The 16780-nt window shown below is 45.0% G+C and carries 17 protein-coding genes and 1 pseudogene; 11 read left to right on the plus strand and 7 right to left on the minus strand.

What is annotated here, in order from left to right:
• Window positions 1-146 precede the first annotated feature (146 nt).
• Entirely contained in the window at window positions 147-914 is a 768-nt protein-coding gene (gene tatC / locus QT998_RS09110) for a twin-arginine translocase subunit TatC (protein WP_333088407.1), read from the plus strand.
• 169 nt (window positions 915-1083) lie between these two features.
• Here tatC and QT998_RS09115 read toward each other — a convergent pair whose 3' ends face one another.
• Window positions 1084-1392, minus strand: coding sequence for a carbon dioxide-concentrating mechanism protein CcmK (locus tag QT998_RS09115; protein WP_106149684.1), 309 nt, complete (start codon window positions 1390-1392; stop codon window positions 1084-1086).
• Window positions 1393-1734: 342 nt separating this feature from the next.
• Window positions 1735-2052, minus strand: coding sequence for a DUF3067 family protein (locus tag QT998_RS09120; RefSeq protein ID WP_194009313.1), 318 nt, complete (start codon window positions 2050-2052; stop codon window positions 1735-1737).
• A gap of 206 nt (window positions 2053-2258) precedes the next feature.
• Here QT998_RS09120 and petC point away from each other — a divergent pair, with 206 nt between their 5' ends.
• From petC to QT998_RS09160, 8 genes and pseudogenes are all read left to right on the plus strand, one after another.
• Window positions 2259-2801 (plus strand): cytochrome b6-f complex iron-sulfur subunit, encoded by a 543-nt coding sequence (gene petC, locus QT998_RS09125; protein WP_333088026.1) that lies wholly within the window; start codon window positions 2259-2261, stop codon window positions 2799-2801.
• Window positions 2802-2959: 158 nt separating this feature from the next.
• Complete coding sequence (gene petA, locus QT998_RS09130; RefSeq protein ID WP_333088029.1) at window positions 2960-3949, plus strand: cytochrome f; 990 nt, start codon at window positions 2960-2962, stop codon at window positions 3947-3949.
• 232 nt (window positions 3950-4181) lie between these two features.
• Window positions 4182-5033, plus strand: coding sequence for an alpha/beta fold hydrolase (locus QT998_RS09135; RefSeq protein WP_333113909.1), 852 nt, complete (start codon window positions 4182-4184; stop codon window positions 5031-5033).
• Between the two features lie 58 nt (window positions 5034-5091).
• Window positions 5092-5565 (plus strand): annotated as a pseudogene (gene psbQ, locus QT998_RS09140) (photosystem II protein PsbQ); the annotation flags it as partial.
• Window positions 5566-5713: 148 nt separating this feature from the next.
• Complete coding sequence (locus QT998_RS09145; RefSeq protein ID WP_333113911.1) at window positions 5714-6766, plus strand: NAD(P)/FAD-dependent oxidoreductase; 1053 nt, start codon at window positions 5714-5716, stop codon at window positions 6764-6766.
• A 51-nt stretch (window positions 6767-6817) separates the two neighbouring features.
• A complete protein-coding gene (locus tag QT998_RS09150) occupies window positions 6818-7300 on the plus strand; it encodes a hypothetical protein (protein ID WP_333088039.1) in 483 nt (160 codons plus the stop codon).
• A 26-nt stretch (window positions 7301-7326) separates the two neighbouring features.
• Window positions 7327-7476, plus strand: coding sequence for a hypothetical protein (locus QT998_RS09155; RefSeq protein ID WP_333088040.1), 150 nt, complete (start codon window positions 7327-7329; stop codon window positions 7474-7476).
• A 101-nt stretch (window positions 7477-7577) separates the two neighbouring features.
• Window positions 7578-8408, plus strand: a complete 831-nt coding sequence (locus QT998_RS09160) for a HEAT repeat domain-containing protein (protein WP_333113913.1) — start codon at window positions 7578-7580, stop codon at window positions 8406-8408.
• Window positions 8409-8429: 21 nt separating this feature from the next.
• Here QT998_RS09160 and QT998_RS09165 read toward each other — a convergent pair whose 3' ends face one another.
• Window positions 8430-8759 carry a hypothetical protein gene (locus QT998_RS09165; RefSeq protein WP_333113915.1) on the minus strand — a complete coding sequence of 110 codons (330 nt, stop codon included), beginning with the start codon at window positions 8757-8759 and terminating at the stop codon, window positions 8430-8432.
• Between the two features lie 274 nt (window positions 8760-9033).
• On the opposite strand from QT998_RS09165, the gene QT998_RS09170 reads away from it, so the two are divergent.
• Window positions 9034-9660: a HEAT repeat domain-containing protein gene (locus QT998_RS09170; RefSeq protein ID WP_333088043.1), complete on the plus strand. Its 627-nt coding sequence runs from the start codon at window positions 9034-9036 to the stop codon at window positions 9658-9660.
• Here the strand turns inward: QT998_RS09170 and QT998_RS09175 are convergent.
• A complete protein-coding gene (locus tag QT998_RS09175) occupies window positions 9649-9942 on the minus strand; it encodes a DUF2103 domain-containing protein (protein ID WP_194009322.1) in 294 nt (97 codons plus the stop codon). The genes QT998_RS09170 and QT998_RS09175 overlap by 12 nt on opposite strands.
• Before the next feature lie 100 nt (window positions 9943-10042).
• The gene (locus QT998_RS09180) at window positions 10043-10513 is read right to left on the minus strand and encodes a response regulator (RefSeq protein ID WP_333088045.1); all 471 of its coding nucleotides are present in this window, start codon (window positions 10511-10513) and stop codon (window positions 10043-10045) included.
• 352 nt (window positions 10514-10865) lie between these two features.
• On the opposite strand from QT998_RS09180, the gene QT998_RS09185 reads away from it, so the two are divergent.
• Window positions 10866-11192 (plus strand): antibiotic biosynthesis monooxygenase, encoded by a 327-nt coding sequence (locus QT998_RS09185; RefSeq protein WP_194066796.1) that lies wholly within the window; start codon window positions 10866-10868, stop codon window positions 11190-11192.
• Window positions 11193-11632: 440 nt separating this feature from the next.
• Here QT998_RS09185 and QT998_RS09190 read toward each other — a convergent pair whose 3' ends face one another.
• Both QT998_RS09190 and QT998_RS09195 read right to left on the minus strand, forming a co-directional pair.
• Window positions 11633-14998, minus strand: coding sequence for a response regulator (locus QT998_RS09190; protein ID WP_333113917.1), 3366 nt, complete (start codon window positions 14996-14998; stop codon window positions 11633-11635).
• Window positions 14999-15679: 681 nt separating this feature from the next.
• Complete coding sequence (locus QT998_RS09195; RefSeq protein WP_194009326.1) at window positions 15680-16762, minus strand: class I fructose-bisphosphate aldolase; 1083 nt, start codon at window positions 16760-16762, stop codon at window positions 15680-15682.
• Between the last annotated feature and the right edge of the window lie 18 nt (window positions 16763-16780).

Genomic DNA, 16780 nt, shown 5'->3' on the forward strand with positions numbered 1-16780 from the left:
GCATTGCACTCATCGCCGATGATTTAGTGGATGTCAGTAACTTAGAAGATAAAAAAGTTAGAGCTAAAAATAGCATTGCATCCATCGCCGATGATTTCGAGGGTGTCAGTAACTTAGAAGACAAAGCAGTTATCCCGGAAAATAACATTGCACTAATCGCCGACAGTTTTCTGGGTTCCCGCAACCTAGAAAACGAATTTTTAGACGAACTTCCTGACGAAGTTGAAATGTCTTTATTCGACCATTTAGAAGAATTGCGGCAGCGACTTTTCTACTCGCTAATTGCCGTAGCAGTCGCTGTAGTTGGTTGCTTTTTAACAGTTAAACCGATCGTACAATTGCTAGAAGTACCCGCCGGGCCAGTCAAGTTTTTGCAACTAGCTCCCGGCGAATATTTCTTTGTTTCTATCGAAGTGGCGGGATATAGCGGTTTGCTAATTGCAAGTCCGTTTATTTTTTACCAGATAGCGCTGTTTGTACTCCCCGGCTTGACTCGCAAAGAACGTCGGTTGCTAGGGCCCGTGTTTTTAGGATCGAGTTTCTTATTTTTGGGCGGGTTAGTATTTGCTTATATTGCTCTGATTCCGGCGGCGCTCAACTTTTTTGTTAGCTACGGGGCGGATGTTGTAGAGCAGTTGTGGTCGATCGACAAATACTTTAAATTTGTGCTCTTGTTAATGTTCAGCACCGGCTTAGCTTTTCAAATCCCGATCGTTTTAGTATTGCTGGGCGTTTTGAATATTGTTTCGTCCAAGCAAATGCTATCGGGCTGGCGCTATGTAGTGTTGGGAGCGGCTATTTTGGGAGCGGTGTTAACACCTTCTACGGATCCTTTAACGCAAAGTCTTTTGGGAGGTGCGGTGCTGGCTTTGTATTTTGGCGGTGTTGGTTTTGTGAAGCTTTTGGGGCGGTGAGGGCTCGAAAGTTTCTGGTTTGTTGGGCTGGGGGCGGGTTGTACTGAAAATATTTCTCGCTCATAAATGCGATCGACTCGCCATTAAAAAAATATAGAGATGCGATCGCCCGCGCCTCTATAATTACTAAAAGTTAAAACTCCACACCAAAGTTTTGTCAAAACTTTGTCTACATTCGGAACTGTTCGACTTCAGGTGTGTAGCCGATCGGCAAAATATAATCGAGATTCTCGTGGGGACGAGCAATTATGTGATAGGAAAGCAACTTTCCGCCATCGACCTTTTTAACTGATTCAATTCCAGCAGCAACGGCTGCTTGCACTTCAGAAATATCTCCTCGAACTATAATTGTCCAGTAGGCGCGGGTTATCTTTTCATAGCGAACTAAAGTAACTCGGGCTGCTTTCACCATTGAGTCTGCAACTTCTACGGCGGCGGGAAATCCTAAGACTTCAACCATTCCAACTGCAACACCCATTACAACATTCTCCTAAATTTCACAAGATATCTGAGGTTCATTGTATGTGAAAGTGTTGACAGAAAATGGTTCGGATGATTTTGGTCGGCTAGAAACCCGGATCGCCAAAAAAGCCGAGGCTGGCGAGCTCTAGAAGCGATCGCGCTGAAAGATGGTTCGGATTTAACTCGCAGCATCTGTGTTTTGCTTTAACGCCGTGGGATCCGCGAGCGAACTGTATAATATTTCGGAGCGGAGACAGCACTACCCAAAAAATGCTTTGCGACAAAAATAAAAATGAAATGCTCCCTGTAACTGGATTTGATATGACTGACAACAGTCAACTGACAACGGACAACGGACTCAAAACTCGTCAAGCAACCACTCCGAGGCTCTTTCGCCCAAATCCAGGGGGATGCTGACAGCTTTGCCCAAGCGCGGGCGATCGCGAGTAGTCACAATGTATTCTCTCACCTGTGCCGTGCTGCCCCAGCCGTTGAGGTAATTCGCCACCGCGTCCAAATGCTCGAAATAATCAGCCTCCGTCATCGGAAAAGACGCTTGTTCCAAATATTTCCACATCACCTGCACAAAAATCTTGCCCCGCGTCCGCCGCAATCTGATATCGTAAGACTTTCCCCATTTTTCTAGGAGTAGCTGGTGTAAATCCTTGCCCGTCATGGTTGCTCCTGAGTGAATCTCTTAAACAATAAAAGACAAAGTTCAAAAAATGTAATAATACTCTAATAAAGGCTGGAAGGCGCATTATTCAAAGGAATTTTCGCTGCCTGAAGTTGGTGCGAGCAGATTGGCTGCGACTACGCCAGTTATCTGCACGTACAAATTCCCTAACAAACAAACGTAACTTAAAACCGTAAAGGCAGGTCATGGCTCAATCTTCTGCTGGAAATCCCGATGTCCCCGATATGGGGCGTCGCCAATTTATGAATTTGTTGACGTTCGGTACAGTCACAGGTGTGGCACTGGGCGCACTCTATCCCGTTGTCCAATATTTTGTTCCTCCGTCGAGTGGGGCTGCCGGTGGCGGTGTCACGGCTAAAGACGCCTTGGGTAACGACATCATCGTTAGCGAATATTTGGCTTCCCACCCAGCGGGCGATCGTACCTTGGCCCAAGGCCTCAAAGGCGACCCCACTTATCTGGTGGTGGAAGAAGACTTATCTCTGGCCGATTACGGCATCAATGCAGTCTGCACTCACTTGGGTTGCGTCGTGCCTTGGAATGTTAGCGAAAACAAGTTTATCTGTCCTTGCCACGGTTCTCAATACAACAGTGAGGGCAAAGTGGTACGCGGCCCCGCGCCTTTGTCTCTGGCCCTGGCCCACGCCACTGTCGCAGATGACAAGATTGCTTTTACCACTTGGAAAGAAACTGATTTCCGCACCGGCGAAGAACCTTGGTGGTCTTAAACAATTTTGGATTTTAGATTTTAGATTTTAGATTGGGGTCAGCGGTGAAAATCAAAGATAATTTCATCCCTAAAACAGTCTAATAATCCCAAATCCAAAATTCAAAATTCAAAATCTAAAATTCACGCATTGTCTGACCTTTGAGATTGAATACTCTAATGCCACAAACTAATTTATCTGCGATAGTTCGCCGCAGTGTCGAGACGATCGCCAAAACTGCTTTAATTGCGATCGTCGCCGCCGGATTTTTTCTCACCAGCGACATCGCACTTCCTCAAGCAGCATTTGCTTATCCTTTCTGGGCCCAGCAAACAGCACCCGCTACTCCCCGTGAAGCCACCGGTCGCATTGTTTGCGCTAACTGTCACCTAGGTGCAAAACCGACAGAAGTTGAAGTACCGCAATCTGTTTTGCCTGACACAGTTTTTGAAGCTATTGTCAAAATTCCCTACGATGCTAACGTGCAGCAAGTTGTCGGTGACGGCAGCAAAGGCGGCTTGAACGTAGGCGCAGTTGTGATGTTGCCCGAAGGTTTCAAGATTGCTCCCGCTGACAGAATTCCCGAAGAAATGAAGGAAAAAGTCGGCGATCTTTACTTCCAACCTTACAGCGAAACCCAAGAAAATATTATTTTAGTGGGCCCGCTGCCAGGTGAACAATACAAAGAATTGGTATTCCCAGTTTTGTCGCCAAATCCCGCAACTGACAAGTCCGTTCACTACGGCAAATACCTAATTTATGTCGGCGGCAACCGCGGTCGCGGTCAGGTTTATCCTACAGGCGCTAAGAGCAACAATACTGTTTATAATGCTTCGGTAGCTGGCAGTATTTCTAAAATCACCACACCTGAAGATGGTGGTTATGAAGTGACAATCCAACCAGCAGAAGGTGCAGCGGTTGTTGATACAATTCCTGCTGGCCCAGAACTGATTGTTACCGAAGGACAAACAGTGGCAGCCGGCGAACTTTTGACGAACAATCCTAATGTGGGCGGCTTCGGTCAAAAAGATGTGGAAATTGTGCTGCAAAGTGCAGGTCGAGTTAAAGGATTGATGGCTTTTGTGGCTATAACCATGCTGGCTCAAATCATGCTGGTTCTCAAGAAGAAACAGGTCGAAAAAGTTCAAGCTGCTGAAATGAATTTCTAAGCGGGACTTTAATTATTTGGGTAAGGTACTCTAGAGCGCGTCTAAATCATTTGTACAAATATGTAGGGTACTGTCCCCGTGCCTACCTCCAACGCCAGGAGGGCAACCACGGGGCCAAGACTCCCTACAAGAATTACACAATTGATTTAGATGTGCTTTGTACACACCCAACTATTAGGTAAGTAGGGCGGGGAATACCCGCCTTATTCTTTGATAAATAATCAGTAAAATAATGTCAATAGATGAGAAAACAGTTGAAGTAGGCCCGCTAAAATGGTTTTATCGGGAAACAAATCCGGTTAACGAAAGTGATAAGCCGCCGGTGCTGCTGCTGCACGGTTTGCCGTCCCAAAGCTTTACCTGGACTGCAATCATGCCGGATTTGGCTGCTGGGGGATTTCGAGCGCTAGCGCCGGACTGGGTGGGCTACGGGCGATCGACCAAACCGGACAAACGCGACTTTGCTTACACTCCAGATGCTTTTGTAACCGCCCTGGCTGGCTTTATTCAAACTTTAGAAATAGACCGATTTTCCCTCGTAGTCCAAGGATTTTTAGCTTCGGCGGGCATTCAATACGCTTTGCAAAATCCAGATAAAATAGAACGTTTAGCGATCGTAAATACACCAGTTTCCGCCGATATCAAATTGCCTTGGAAAATGCAGCAGTTGGGACTGCCTTTTATTGGCGACATGATGACGCAAGACCCGCTTTTGGTAGACAGAACCCTCGAAGGCGGTTGTCGCAAAATCATATCAGACAGCGATTTAGATGTTTACCGCCGCCCGTTTTTGAAGAGTTCGGATGCGGGGCGATCGCTAATGAATACAGTCCGCAACATTCAATTACCGCAGTCAATGGCAGAAATTGAATCCGGCTTGCAAGGATGGACGCGCCCAACTTTATTTGTGTGGGGTTTGACCGATCCTTGGTTGAGTGTTGAACCCGCTCAAAAATTAGTCAGTTCCATGAAAAATGCCGAGTTAGTCACACTAGAACAAGCGGGGCATTATCCCCAAGAACATTGGTCGGAAAAAGTTGGCGAAGCTCTGATAACTTTTCTGCGACGTCAGGAGGTAAAATAATATTTTGTACCTAACTCTCGGTGCCTAGGGTCGGTGTCCCCGTGCCCGCCGGCAACGAGAAATCACAAATCAAAAATCAAAAATCGATATGACTCGTCCCCGTTCATTTTTTGCCTTGATGATGGCGTTTATGATGGCATTTCTGGTTAGTTGCAGCAGTGTCGAAGCCAAAGTTCCGACGACTTACACAGCAGCCCAGATCCAGCAAATTCAGCGCTATGCTCCTACCCTGACAGAATTCCGATCGCGCATGGATAACCTAGGGAACCTAATTCAAAACAGAAATTGGATTGATACCATAACTTACATTCACGGGCCTCTAGGCGACTTGCGTAACACCATGAGAGCCGTCTCAGCCACTTTGTTACCCAAATCTCAACAACAAGCTGTTGATTTGACAAAGAGTTTGTTTGCTGATTTGGTAAACATTGACAGCGCTGCTAAAGCGAATGACAATGCGAAAGTTATCGCTAGTTATCAAACAGCGGTGAATCATTTCGAGAATTTCTTGCAGCTAATTCCTCAAGACTAATTACTTGAGTTTTTAGGTGCGCGCTGCACACCGAGATGGTGCGTGCAGTTATTGTAGGGTGTGCGGTGCGCGCCCTACGAAAAAATTATATAAATTCTCAAGTCTAAAATCTAAAATCTAAAATCTAAAATCTAAAATCTAAAATTGAATGGTTCGCGTTGCAATTATTGGTTGCGGTATTATCGGGGCATCGATCGCCTTTGAACTAAGTAAATTCCCCGAACTCAAAGTCACAGTATTCGACAAACAACCGCCGGCACTGGGTTCTACAGGTGCGGCCCTCGGCGTTTTGATGGGAGTTATCAGTCACAAAACTAAGGGTAGAAATTGGCAGTTGAGGGAAAGCAGCCTTCAGCGCTACGAAACTTTAATTCCTGAATTAGAAGCAGTTACGGGGCGAAAAATTCCGTTTAACAAACAGGGAATTTTGATGCTTTGTGAGGAGGGAGAGGATTTAAGTAAATGGGAAAAACTAGCAGCAATTCGCGAATCTCAAGGTTGGAAATTAGAACTTTGGGATGTGCAACAAGTGCGCGATCGCAATCCTCACTTATCTGTCAACAATAACATAATTGCTGGGATTTATTCGCCGCAAGACCGGCAAGTCGATCCGACGGCGCTAACTTTGGCTTTGGTGGATGCTGCTGAACGCAATGGCGTAATTTTTGAGTTTGGAGTGGAAGTTGAAGGGGCCGCGATTGCTGCTAGTGGCGAGTTCGATCGACTAATTATATCCGCTGGCTTAGGTTCTGCGACAGTCACTGCATCCTTAAATCAATTAATTGACATTCGCCCGGTGTTGGGACAAGCGCTGCATTTGCGGTTAAAAAATCCGTTAGGAAACCCAGATTTTCGGCCCGTAATTACTTGCGACGACGTTCACATTGTACCTTTGGCAAATCAAGAATTTTGGATAGGCGCGACGGTGGAATTTCCCGAAAACGGCGGGGAAATTCAGGCGAATGCTGATATGTTGGAAAAAGTGATGGCGAGGGCGATATCACTTTGTCCCGCCTTAGCCGAAGCTGAAATCCTCAGAAAATGGTCGGGATTGCGCCCGCGCCCGGAAAAACGACCGGCCCCAATTATCGAGACGCTTCCGGGTAACAGCCGCGTTCTGATCGCCAGCGGCCACTACCGCAACGGTGTTCTGCTGGCCCCTGCAACCGCGCGATCGATCCGAGAAGCAATTTTGCAATAATTAACAAATGTTAATACAATCAATAAAGCAATTCATATTTTACCTCAAAAGATGTCCGACAAACCTTTAGGAAAACCCCGCTCCTTGTGGCGAGTGATTTTGCTTTCTGCAGTCAGTTTGCTGCTATATTACGGCTGGTATAAATGGATTATCCAAGAAGAATTGCGCCGCTATAACGGCACTGGTTGGTCGGGGACTCTTTGCTTGCTGCCCTTTGTTTTAGGAGTAGCCGTTCCCCAAGCTTTGCGAATTTTTGACCCCGACGTTCCCGGATGGTTTGGTTGGTTTTCCTTCGTAGGAATTGCTTGGATTTACATCGTGCAGTTCAAACTTTACAAGACAGTTAACGAACTTTACCGCCAAGAAGGAATCAAAGAACCCTTAACAGTTTGGTGGATTTTTGTCCCTGGTTTAAATTTAATTGTAGGCTTGCGGCAAATTCACTTTTTGAGCCAGTTCTGGGCGAGAAAACAGGGAATTGAAGTTAAGGACAACTTAGCAGAAAGCATTCCTTTTTTATCAGCTAATGCTTGATCGAGCAAGAATTGCTGGATTTGTGTATGTGTAGGGGTAGTGCCAAGATTGTCTACCCCCAGCATCAAGAGGACGATTCCCTAGGGGATAGCTACCCTTGGGTAACGCGATCGCGATCGCCGCGCATGGGGGTTTCCCCTACAAGAATTACACAACGGATGAACGAACTGCTATAGTTCTTTTGCCCTGATTGTGAAATGTTGGGTTTTACCTTTTTTTTGTAATTCGCCAACAGTCTTTTGAAATCATCCCCGAGTTTTCTTAATAACTAACGATTATGAATTATGACGAATCCGACTCACCGGCGGGCGTAGCTGACGGCGAGTCTTTAACAGTAGAACAGGCGATCGCAAATTTGCACTCCCAAGACTACAGTCTCCGGTATTACGCTGCTTGGTGGGTTGGCAGATTTCGAGTCAAAGAACCGGCGGCGATCGCAGCTCTTATTGATGCTTTGCAGGAAGAATCAGAACAAACAAAAATTGGCGATTATTCCCTATTGCGAAATGCGGCGCGGGCGCTGGGTAAATTGGGCGACAAACAAGCCTTACCGGCGCTGATTCGGTGTTTGGAATGTGCGGATTATTACGTGCGGGAAGCGGCGGCTCAAGCTCTAGAAATGCTGGGCGATATCGATTCCATTCCGTCGCTGATGAAACTCTTAGATGGGGGCGTGGCCAGGGCCGTGCGAGTGGCTGGTAAATCGCACTTGGTGCAGCCTTACGACTCGGTAATTGAAGCTTTGGGCACGCTGCGAGCGACAGAAGCTATACCCCTAATTGCACCTTTTTTAGAGCATTCTGTGGAGCGGGTGCAGTACGCTGCGGCGCGGGCGATGTATCAGTTGACTGGCGATCGCATTTACGGAGATCGCTTGGTAAGGGCTTTGAATGGGGATAATTTGCAGTTGCGGCGATCGGCTTTGATGGACTTGGGGGCGATCGGCTATTTGCCCTCAGCGCCAGCTATTGCTGAAACTTTAGCAGAAAATAGTATGAAATTGATTGCCCTCAAAGGAGTTTTGGAACATCACCTCAATCAACAAGAATCACTATCTTTGTCAGATGAAGCTATCCAAGTTATGAACTTAATGGATAGTCTTTTGTAAATAACCCCGGTAACTATTAACTTAATTGTTAATACCCAATCCGAGCGCTGTTTTCTTAGTAACTTCTAGGGAGGCACATATTAGCTGTTCCCCAAATTTCTTCACTTGCTCAACTAAAATATCTCCAGCACTTTCGGGGGAACCAGCATTAAAAGGTGGCGTGGGATTGTATTCTAAAAGTAACTGAATCATTTTGGCCGTTTCCTCGCCGCAGAGCTTGCCGGCAAGCACCAATCCAAAATCGATGCCAGCAGTTACGCCGCTTCCTGTAATCCGATCGCGATCGACAACAACTCTTTCGGTTCCAACTTCAACAGCATTGCTAGCTGGTCGCGAAATGCCCAATGGCAAGCAGCGCGGTATCCTTGAAGCAGTCCAGCAGCAGCGTTGGCTCTCGCACCGAGATGATAGCGCGACTTTAAGAGTTTTTGAGTGTATCTGCAATATTCCAGGACTTACACATCAAGACCAAAGAAACCGGGTTTTTTACATAATCTGCGGATTACAGCGAAGAATTTTCGCAAAAAACCCGGTTTCTGGCCATCCGTGGATCAGCCCTATATTCTTAAAATCAAAAATCTCCACTCTAAAATTTTGTGTAAACTGTTGTAAATTATATAAATCAATGGCATTAGAACTAATTCGCGCAGTCGAACAAGCAGATTCTTCCGAAGGCTTGTTAAACGCAGTCAAAGCACTGGCGGAGGCTCCTTCCAAAGAAGCAATTCCTACCTTAATTACAGTCCTCGGCTACAACAACCCCGGCGCCGCAGTTGCCGCCGTTGACGGGCTGATTCAACTCGGAGAACCCGCCGTACTCCCGCTTCTAGAACAGCTTGACGGCTACAATTACGGAGCGAGGGCTTGGGCTGTTCGAGCTTTGGCGGGAATTGGCGATCCCAGGGGTTTGGAGATTTTGCTCGATGCTGCGGCGAATGACTTTGCTTTGAGCGTGCGGCGGGCGGCGGCTAGGGGTTTGGGGACGATTTGCTGGGAACTTATGCCCGCAGAACAAGTTTTAGATGCTCAAATTCGCGCAGTAAAAACCCTGCTGCAAGCGTCCCGAGACCCGGAATGGGTGGTTCGCTACGCAGCAGCGGGGGCTTTGCAAGCTTTGGCGGTTGCTGCGACTGTTCAACCGGATTGGTTAACGGAAGTTTTGGCCCAACTTGAGGAAATTGCCCAAAGCGATGAAACTTTAGCAGTTAGAGCTCGCGCAGTGCTTGCTAAGAAAAAATTGTCACCTGGCTAGGGTTTGGGCGATCGTCTCTTCCAAGTCCCCTTGACTGAGAGTGGTTAATATAAAGACTTCTTGTACGGTTTTGCCCTGTCTGGCAATGATTTTAAATCCCCCCCGGATGGGTACTGACACTCTTAATGTCATGCGGGGGATGTGTCCTTTAACTTTGTTGATGACCCCTGGCGTAACAGTTTGAATGCCTATTTTTAGGGTGAGGCGCTCTAAAATTGGTATCAAACCGGGAAGGTGGGTAGAGTGATTCCAAACTAGGCGGCCTTTAGATTGTGGGTTCATGACTTTTGTACCAAATTCAACATACCCAGTCTAAGTCACCTCTGGCTGGAACCAATTTGAAATTCCCTCAACTTATGTATCAAGAACGTTACAGTGCCTGTCATTGAGAGCAAAGCGACGCCATCTCCAGCCGATATTTTTGATTCCGGGTGCCCAAGCTGAGATTTTCTTTACCAGAATTGTCCTGTACTTTTTGATGTTTTGGGTTGGTAATTTTCGGTTTTTCTAGTTGAGTTGCGATCGCTCGGAACATTTCTGTGGCGCTGCAAGGTTTCTTGAGATAGCCGTCGGCTTTGAGTTCGATCGCTTTTTCTATTTCTGAACCCGTCATAAAAATAAACGGAATGCTGGCGGTTGCAGGGTGCGATCGCAAAATCGCGAAAACTTCCAAACCGTTGAGTTCCGGCATCATCACATCAGACAAGATTAAATCGGGAATTTGGGCGATCGCTAACTGGATACCGACTTGTCCGTTTTCTGCGCCTATAGCTTCAAAACCGTGCAATTGCAAGAGTTCTATAACGGTTGCTCGGATAAAGTTATTGTCTTCAATTACTAATATTTTTGGCATTTATTTTAGTTGCCTCTCTACTTTATTTGTCTTGATACCTGATAATCTTTGCAGGTAAATTTTGTAAATTCAATAGGGTTATTGCAAAAAACCGCTTTTTTCGGGTAAAGCGCGATCGCAGCTAGGTGCAGTATCTCATCAATTCGCCGCTGGGATGAGCGCGCCACTCCAAAAATCACTAACCTGTTGCGGTATTTAGATTAAATTTTTAGGGCACCGCTCAAAGCAACGCCCCACTCCTTGTTTCCAGAAACATATTTGTTAAAACTAGACGCGCACCAGCTTATTCACAAATTTCGGGCGATCGGGTAAAATATAACCTGGTGTATAGCGATTTATTCAGGAACAGGATATGTCAGAATTTTTAGACTTTCTCCGACATCAGTTTGCCTACGTTGCCCTTGGCGAATTTAAACCAGGAAAATTCAAAGAAGCAGAAGAACTTTTTGAAAAAGCCGTTGCCACATATGCTACAGGTTTTAAGGGAGCGTACCTGCTGCAATTGCCCAATACAGACAAAGGTATTGCCATCATTTTTTGGGAAAGTGTAGAAGAGATGACCGCCAATCAAAGCGAAGCATATCAGGAAATATTGAAGCAGATGACTCCTTTGTTCGCCAAAATTCCCGACACAGATATTTACGAAATAGTTAGTGAAATTAAGCCGAAAAGTGCATAATTAAAAATTAGGCAACTGGCGCATCATTCCCATTCCCATCGGCATTTTTCGCCCTACTCCGCTGTCAAGTGCAAAATCTGCTAAACTATTATTTGCTTGATAGTAATCGGATCAATATAGCGGTTATCAAGCATTGTGAGGTATGCCCTATGCCCGGTTTGGCCTATGCCACATAGTACCTCCTATGAGAGCACAGAAAGGCTATATAGAAATTAGAGTCGATCTTATGTAGGAAAACGGGCCGACTGCATCCGGCGGGGAGCTAGGCAAATAAAAAATTATTTGTCTAATACCATTTTTGTAAAGATGTGCTATTGATGAAGTCTTAGCCCTGCCGAACTCGCGGGGGCTAATATCTAGCGCTACTTTATGAAATTTGTCTAACATTAATCATTGTAGCAAGACTTATTCACATTTCCATTACATTTTTGGAACTGCAATTACTTAAAATCTAAATCTGCCACACCTTCCCATCCTTCCGGCACTTCATATTGTTGATATTGCTGACAGCGTTTTACGTAAAGTAGAGCAGCCCTATCCTCATAGTTTATAACTAATATCTCTTCAAATATTGATTGAGCTAGGGCAAAATCTTGACAACTGTAAGCCCTGATTCCTTCCTCAAAAATTGCCTGAGTCTGAGTCTTTAACTGGTTAGACAATCCGAGTTCTTCATCATAAACTTCATAAACAGCAACCGATTCAGTTTTCCCTTTCACCCTCACTCTATCGAGAAAACGGGACTTAAAATTTGGTAAACCTTCCAGCCGAGATAGAGTATGTTCGCTAATCAAAATTCCCACTCCGTACAGCTTCGTTAAGCCTTCCAAACGAGAGGCCAAATTAACAGCATCAGCAATCACCGTCGTATCCATGCGTTCTGATTCGCCAACGGTTCCCAGCATTAAATTGCCTGTATGCAAGCCAATACCTATAAAAATCGGAACCTCACCTCCCAGTTGCCGCTGTTCGTTGTACAGTGCTACTTGTTTCTGCATCGCAATTGCAGCTTGCACAGCATCATTAGCTGACTCAGGAAACAGCGCCATAATCGCATCGCCAATATATTTATCAATAAAGCCTCGGTACTGCCGAATAACTGGGCTGACTTGACTGAGATAAGAATTAATAAATTGAAAATTTTCTTGAGGTGTCATCGCTTCTGACAGAGTTGTAAATGAGCGAATGTCAGAAAACATTACCGTCATTTCTTGCTGTACTTGGTCGCCAATTTGAACATCAATAATACTTTCCTTTCCTAAAAATTTGAGAAAATTGCGCGGCACAAAACGCCCGTAAGCTGAAGTTATTTTTGCCAGAGAAATATGCGTTCTGATGCGGGAAAGCATTTCTTGTTTTTGAATCGGCTTCGATAAATAATCATTAGCTCCCGATTCAAATCCCTCCACAATATCTGCCACTTGATTTTTTGCAGTCAGCATCACAATCGGAAGTTCATAAGCTGGAAACTGCTCGCGGATTTTTTGACAAACTTCATAACCGTTCATGTGCGGCATCATCAAGTCTAGCAAAATCAAGTCAGGAATAAAACCGCCTTCCATTACGGCCAATGCCTCTTGTCCGTTACTAGCTTCTGTAATGGCGTAATTGTACAGGGAAAGGTTATTGATGAGTACCTGACGGTTAATGGGTTCGTCATCAACAATCAAAACTTTGAACTGTTTTTCATGATTTATTGTCAGCGGTAACTCTTCGACCACTATTGGGATTGCTAACTCGTAAATCTGATTTTTTTGAAGCTCAGCAGACGGCTTGGATTCAGTTTCGACAGTGGAAATAGGCAAGGTAAATGTAAATTGCGAACCTTCCCCTAGTTGAGACTCAACCAGAATTTTACCGCCATGCAATTCAACCAATTTTTTGGTGACAGCTAAACCCAATCCTGTACCGCCATATTCTCTGGTGCTAGCTCCTTCTGCTTGTTCAAAAGATTCAAAAATTCTCTCAAATTGACTTTCGGCAATGCCAATTCCGGTATCAGAAATTGTCACAGCCAAGAGAGAGTTTGTAGTTTGTGATTTTGGGAAATTTACTGCCGATAGCTGAGGCTCGATAACCACTTTTGCTGACACTGTTACCGTTCCTGACAAAGTGAATTTAATCGCATTACCCACAAGGTTGTGCAAAATCTGTTGCAGGCGCTCTTCATCGGCTAAGGCGGAGGGAAATTCCGCAGGAATCGAGTTGATTAATTGCAATTTTTTAGCCGCAGCTAGGGGTTTACTCATGGTCAAAATTACATTGGTTACTGCTCGTAAGTCTACGGGTTTGAGTTGCAGTTCCAAATTTTTGTGCCTCAATTTAGAGAAGTCAAGAATATCGTTGACTAAATTAGACAAACGCCTACCGCTGGAGACAATTAAAGTGAGGTTAGCTTGAGTTCTTTGGGGAAGTTCTCCGGTTGCTCCGTCAATCAGGGATTCAGCGATGCCAATGATGCCGTTGAGGGGTGTGCGGAGTTCGTGAGATGTGTTGGCAAGGAATTCATTTTTGAGTTGATCAAGGTCTTTTAAGTCTTCATTTTGCTTTGCTAGGGCGGCAAAAGATTCTTGAAGTTGTCTTGCCATGCTGTTGAATGAATGTGCTAGTTGTCCGATTTCAACTATCCTGCTGAGCGGGACGTGCTGCTCTAAGTTTCCCGTGGCAATTTCTGCGGATGCTTGAGAAAGTTTAAGCAGTGGTTTCGCAATCCAGGCAGCGGTGAAAATACCGATAATAATTGCCACAATTAAAGTTACAATACATAGCAGGATCGTAGTTTGGTTATTGGCATCAATTTCTGCTGTAAAGTCTGATTCGGGGACAACTACGATAACTAACCAATCTAAAATACCTAATTCATCTCGAAAAGGGGCAGCTTGCAGAAAATGTTTCTCGCCGTCGAGCAGAAATTCCATCTGCTGAGGGGTATTTATTTTATTTAAATTTCCAAATTGCTCGAATAAATATTGAGTTGTTTTTCGGGTTAAATGGTCGCTAATTTTTTCGGCGTGAAGACGCTCGGTTTTACCGCTGGCAGCAACTGTAAAAGGTTTGTTGATTGTGGAGCTAGCAACTAAAAGTCCGCTGCGTTCGACGATGAAAATTTTCCCTGATTTGCCAACAGTGAAACTGTGCAGGAAGTCGCTAATTTGTCCGAGGGAAATATCGGTCAGAAAAACGCCCTGAAGTGTTCCTGTACTGTTGTAGAAGGGGTAGACTGCTGAAAGGTCTAGCCTGTCACCTAAAGCGGAAGTATCTATGGCGCTCCAAGTTGGGCCGCCGGCCCGGACAGCAGCTTTATACCAATCGCGAGTTCGAGCATCATAATTGGGTTTTTCTCGAATTAATTTGATGCGATTGCCTTGATTGTCAACTGCATATCTGCGGATGGCGTTACCAGTTGTTTCGTTCGCTATTACTGTGTAGCCTTCTGGTTTATTAGCGCCTACAAATTCTCCTTTTGGATTGGCAAAGGCGATGGTTCCAATATTAGGATTAAGGGATTGGCTTTGCTGCCAAAAATAGCCTTCTATTTGCTTAAAATTGGTGGGGTCGAGTAACTTTTGCCGAATTGTATTGATGTGAATTTGCTCAATTAAATGAGGTTTAGCTAAGTAGCTTGTTAGGTGAAGTTGGACGCGGGCTACCACTTCACGCCGCAACTGGCTGGCAACATTGTTGACCGCTTTTTGTCCGTTGCGGAAGGATAGATAGCCCACTAGCCCAACCGCTACAAAAATTTGTATTACGAAAGGAACGACGAGGGTGGCACGGAGGCCGAATTTGCCGGGATTATTACTCATAAGGGGGCGCGATCGACAAATGTGAGGCTAAAGGGGGTATAATCCATTATTACAAAAATTCATTTTTGAAGAGATACAGTTAGGGTTATAGGATTTTAGTTGGAAGAATTGAGAATTAATGATTAAGCTTGTGGTTGAGAGTTGACCTAGAGTTGCATTGTATTTTAGATATGCTATTATTTTGGTAGCGAGTTAGAAGGTAGAGGGAATCACAAATAAAAATTTATGCCTTCTATTTTATACTTACAAAATCTCTAAGATCCGAGCAATTTAATAAAAATTGACAATTTACAACTTAGTAATCGCAAAGTTTAGATTTTTTTGGGTAAATTTAGTATAAGTTATTTTAACAAAATCGGTGCATTGTAGGGGCTTGATGAAGATATGATTTGGTTTTAAACAAGGCTGTGGGGTATTTTAATACCATCTTGACAAATTGTTGCTACGGTTATTAATCCTATATAAATTATCTGTTATATCGTGTTCGGTTGCATCGGAATGATTTAACCGCAGAGAACACAGAGTACACAGAGTCCGAGAATATATATCTGAATTATTCCGATGCTACCGAATTTGATATCCTATCGTGTTCGATCTACGATCGCAACAAAAAGGGTCTGCACTACGAACCGGATAGCATCGGGTGCGCTGCACACCCTAATTTTAATAGGCTGTGAATGTTTAGGCGATCGCAATTTCGGACGACAAATAAACGTCTTGAATGGCGTGGAACAATTTTACGCCTTCTTCAAAGGGACGCTGAAAAGTTTTGCGGCCGGAAATTAAGCCGCAGCCGCCAGCGCGTTTGTTGATTACTGCGGTGCGAATGGCTTCGGCAAAATCGTTTTTTCCCGAAGCACCGCCGGAGTTGATTAAACCCATTCTTCCCGCATAACAGTTGAGCACTTGATAGCGTGTTAGATCGATCGGGTGATCCGTTGTCAAATCGGAATAAACGCGCTTGTCGGTTTTGCCGTAACTGTGGCCGCTAGCTTTAGCAACTGCTGCGTAGCCGTTGTTGCATTCGGGCAATTTTTGCTTGATGATGTCAGCTTGAATTGTCACTCCTAGGTGATTTGCTTGAGCTGTTAAATCCGCTGCTAAGTGATAATCTTTGTCTTGTTTGAAGATATCGTTGCGGAGGTAGCACCACAGAATTGTTGCCATTCCGTATTCGTGAGCTTGGGCAAAAGCTTGACTGACTTCTTGGATTTGTCGCGTCGATTCTGGGGAACCAAAATAAATTGTTGCTCCGACTGCAACTGCTCCTAAATTCCAAGCTTGTTCGACGGAAGCAAACATTATTTGGTCGGCTTGATTGGGATAAGTCAGTAGTTCGTTGTGATTTAGTTTGAGAATGAAAGGAATTTTGTGGGCGTATTTACGAGATACGCTGCCCAACACTCCTAGGGTGGTGGCGACAGCGTTGCAGCCTGCAGAAATTGCTAGTCTGATGATGTTTTCGCTGTCAAAATAAATGGGATTTGGTGCAAAAGAAGCGGCTGCTGAGTGTTCGATTCCTTGGTCTACTGGTAGGATGGATAAATAGCCGGTATTCGCCAAGCGTCCGCTAGAATAAAGTTGCTGGAGCGATCGCAAGACTTGAGGAGATCGATCGGTTTGAGCGAAAATGCGATCGACCCAATCCGGGCCTGGCAGGTGCAACAAATCTTTAGAAACTTTTGCTTGATGGGTGAGCAAGTCTTCGGCTTCGTCGCCCAGCAAAGATGCGATCGCACTGGGAACTGATACTGTAGCTGTCATGCTGATTGCCCTCTCAAT

The organism is Microcoleus sp. S1D4 (genome assembly GCF_036700765.1).
Lineage (GTDB): Bacteria > Cyanobacteriota > Cyanobacteriia > Cyanobacteriales > Microcoleaceae > Microcoleus.

Bases quoted from the DNA above. Each gene is read 5' to 3' on its own strand.
- QT998_RS09115 (WP_106149684.1), bottom strand. From the start codon at position 1,392: ATGGGTGTTGCAGTTGGAATGGTTGAAGTCTTAGGATTTCCCGCCGCC.
- QT998_RS09120 (WP_194009313.1), bottom strand. From the start codon at position 2,052: ATGACGGGCAAGGATTTACACCAGCTACTCCTAGAAAAATGGGGAAAG.
- petC (WP_333088026.1), top strand. From the start codon at position 2,259: ATGGCTCAATCTTCTGCTGGAAATCCCGATGTCCCCGATATGGGGCGT.
- petA (WP_333088029.1), top strand. From the start codon at position 2,960: ATGCCACAAACTAATTTATCTGCGATAGTTCGCCGCAGTGTCGAGACG.
- QT998_RS09135 (WP_333113909.1), top strand. From the start codon at position 4,182: ATGTCAATAGATGAGAAAACAGTTGAAGTAGGCCCGCTAAAATGGTTT.
- QT998_RS09145 (WP_333113911.1), top strand. From the start codon at position 5,714: ATGGTTCGCGTTGCAATTATTGGTTGCGGTATTATCGGGGCATCGATC.
- QT998_RS09150 (WP_333088039.1), top strand. From the start codon at position 6,818: ATGTCCGACAAACCTTTAGGAAAACCCCGCTCCTTGTGGCGAGTGATT.
- QT998_RS09155 (WP_333088040.1), top strand. From the start codon at position 7,327: ATGTGTAGGGGTAGTGCCAAGATTGTCTACCCCCAGCATCAAGAGGAC.
- QT998_RS09160 (WP_333113913.1), top strand. From the start codon at position 7,578: ATGAATTATGACGAATCCGACTCACCGGCGGGCGTAGCTGACGGCGAG.
- QT998_RS09170 (WP_333088043.1), top strand. From the start codon at position 9,034: ATGGCATTAGAACTAATTCGCGCAGTCGAACAAGCAGATTCTTCCGAA.
- QT998_RS09175 (WP_194009322.1), bottom strand. From the start codon at position 9,942: ATGAACCCACAATCTAAAGGCCGCCTAGTTTGGAATCACTCTACCCAC.
- QT998_RS09180 (WP_333088045.1), bottom strand. From the start codon at position 10,513: ATGCCAAAAATATTAGTAATTGAAGACAATAACTTTATCCGAGCAACC.
- QT998_RS09185 (WP_194066796.1), top strand. From the start codon at position 10,866: ATGTCAGAATTTTTAGACTTTCTCCGACATCAGTTTGCCTACGTTGCC.
- QT998_RS09190 (WP_333113917.1), bottom strand. From the start codon at position 14,998: ATGAGTAATAATCCCGGCAAATTCGGCCTCCGTGCCACCCTCGTCGTT.
- QT998_RS09195 (WP_194009326.1), bottom strand. From the start codon at position 16,762: ATGACAGCTACAGTATCAGTTCCCAGTGCGATCGCATCTTTGCTGGGC.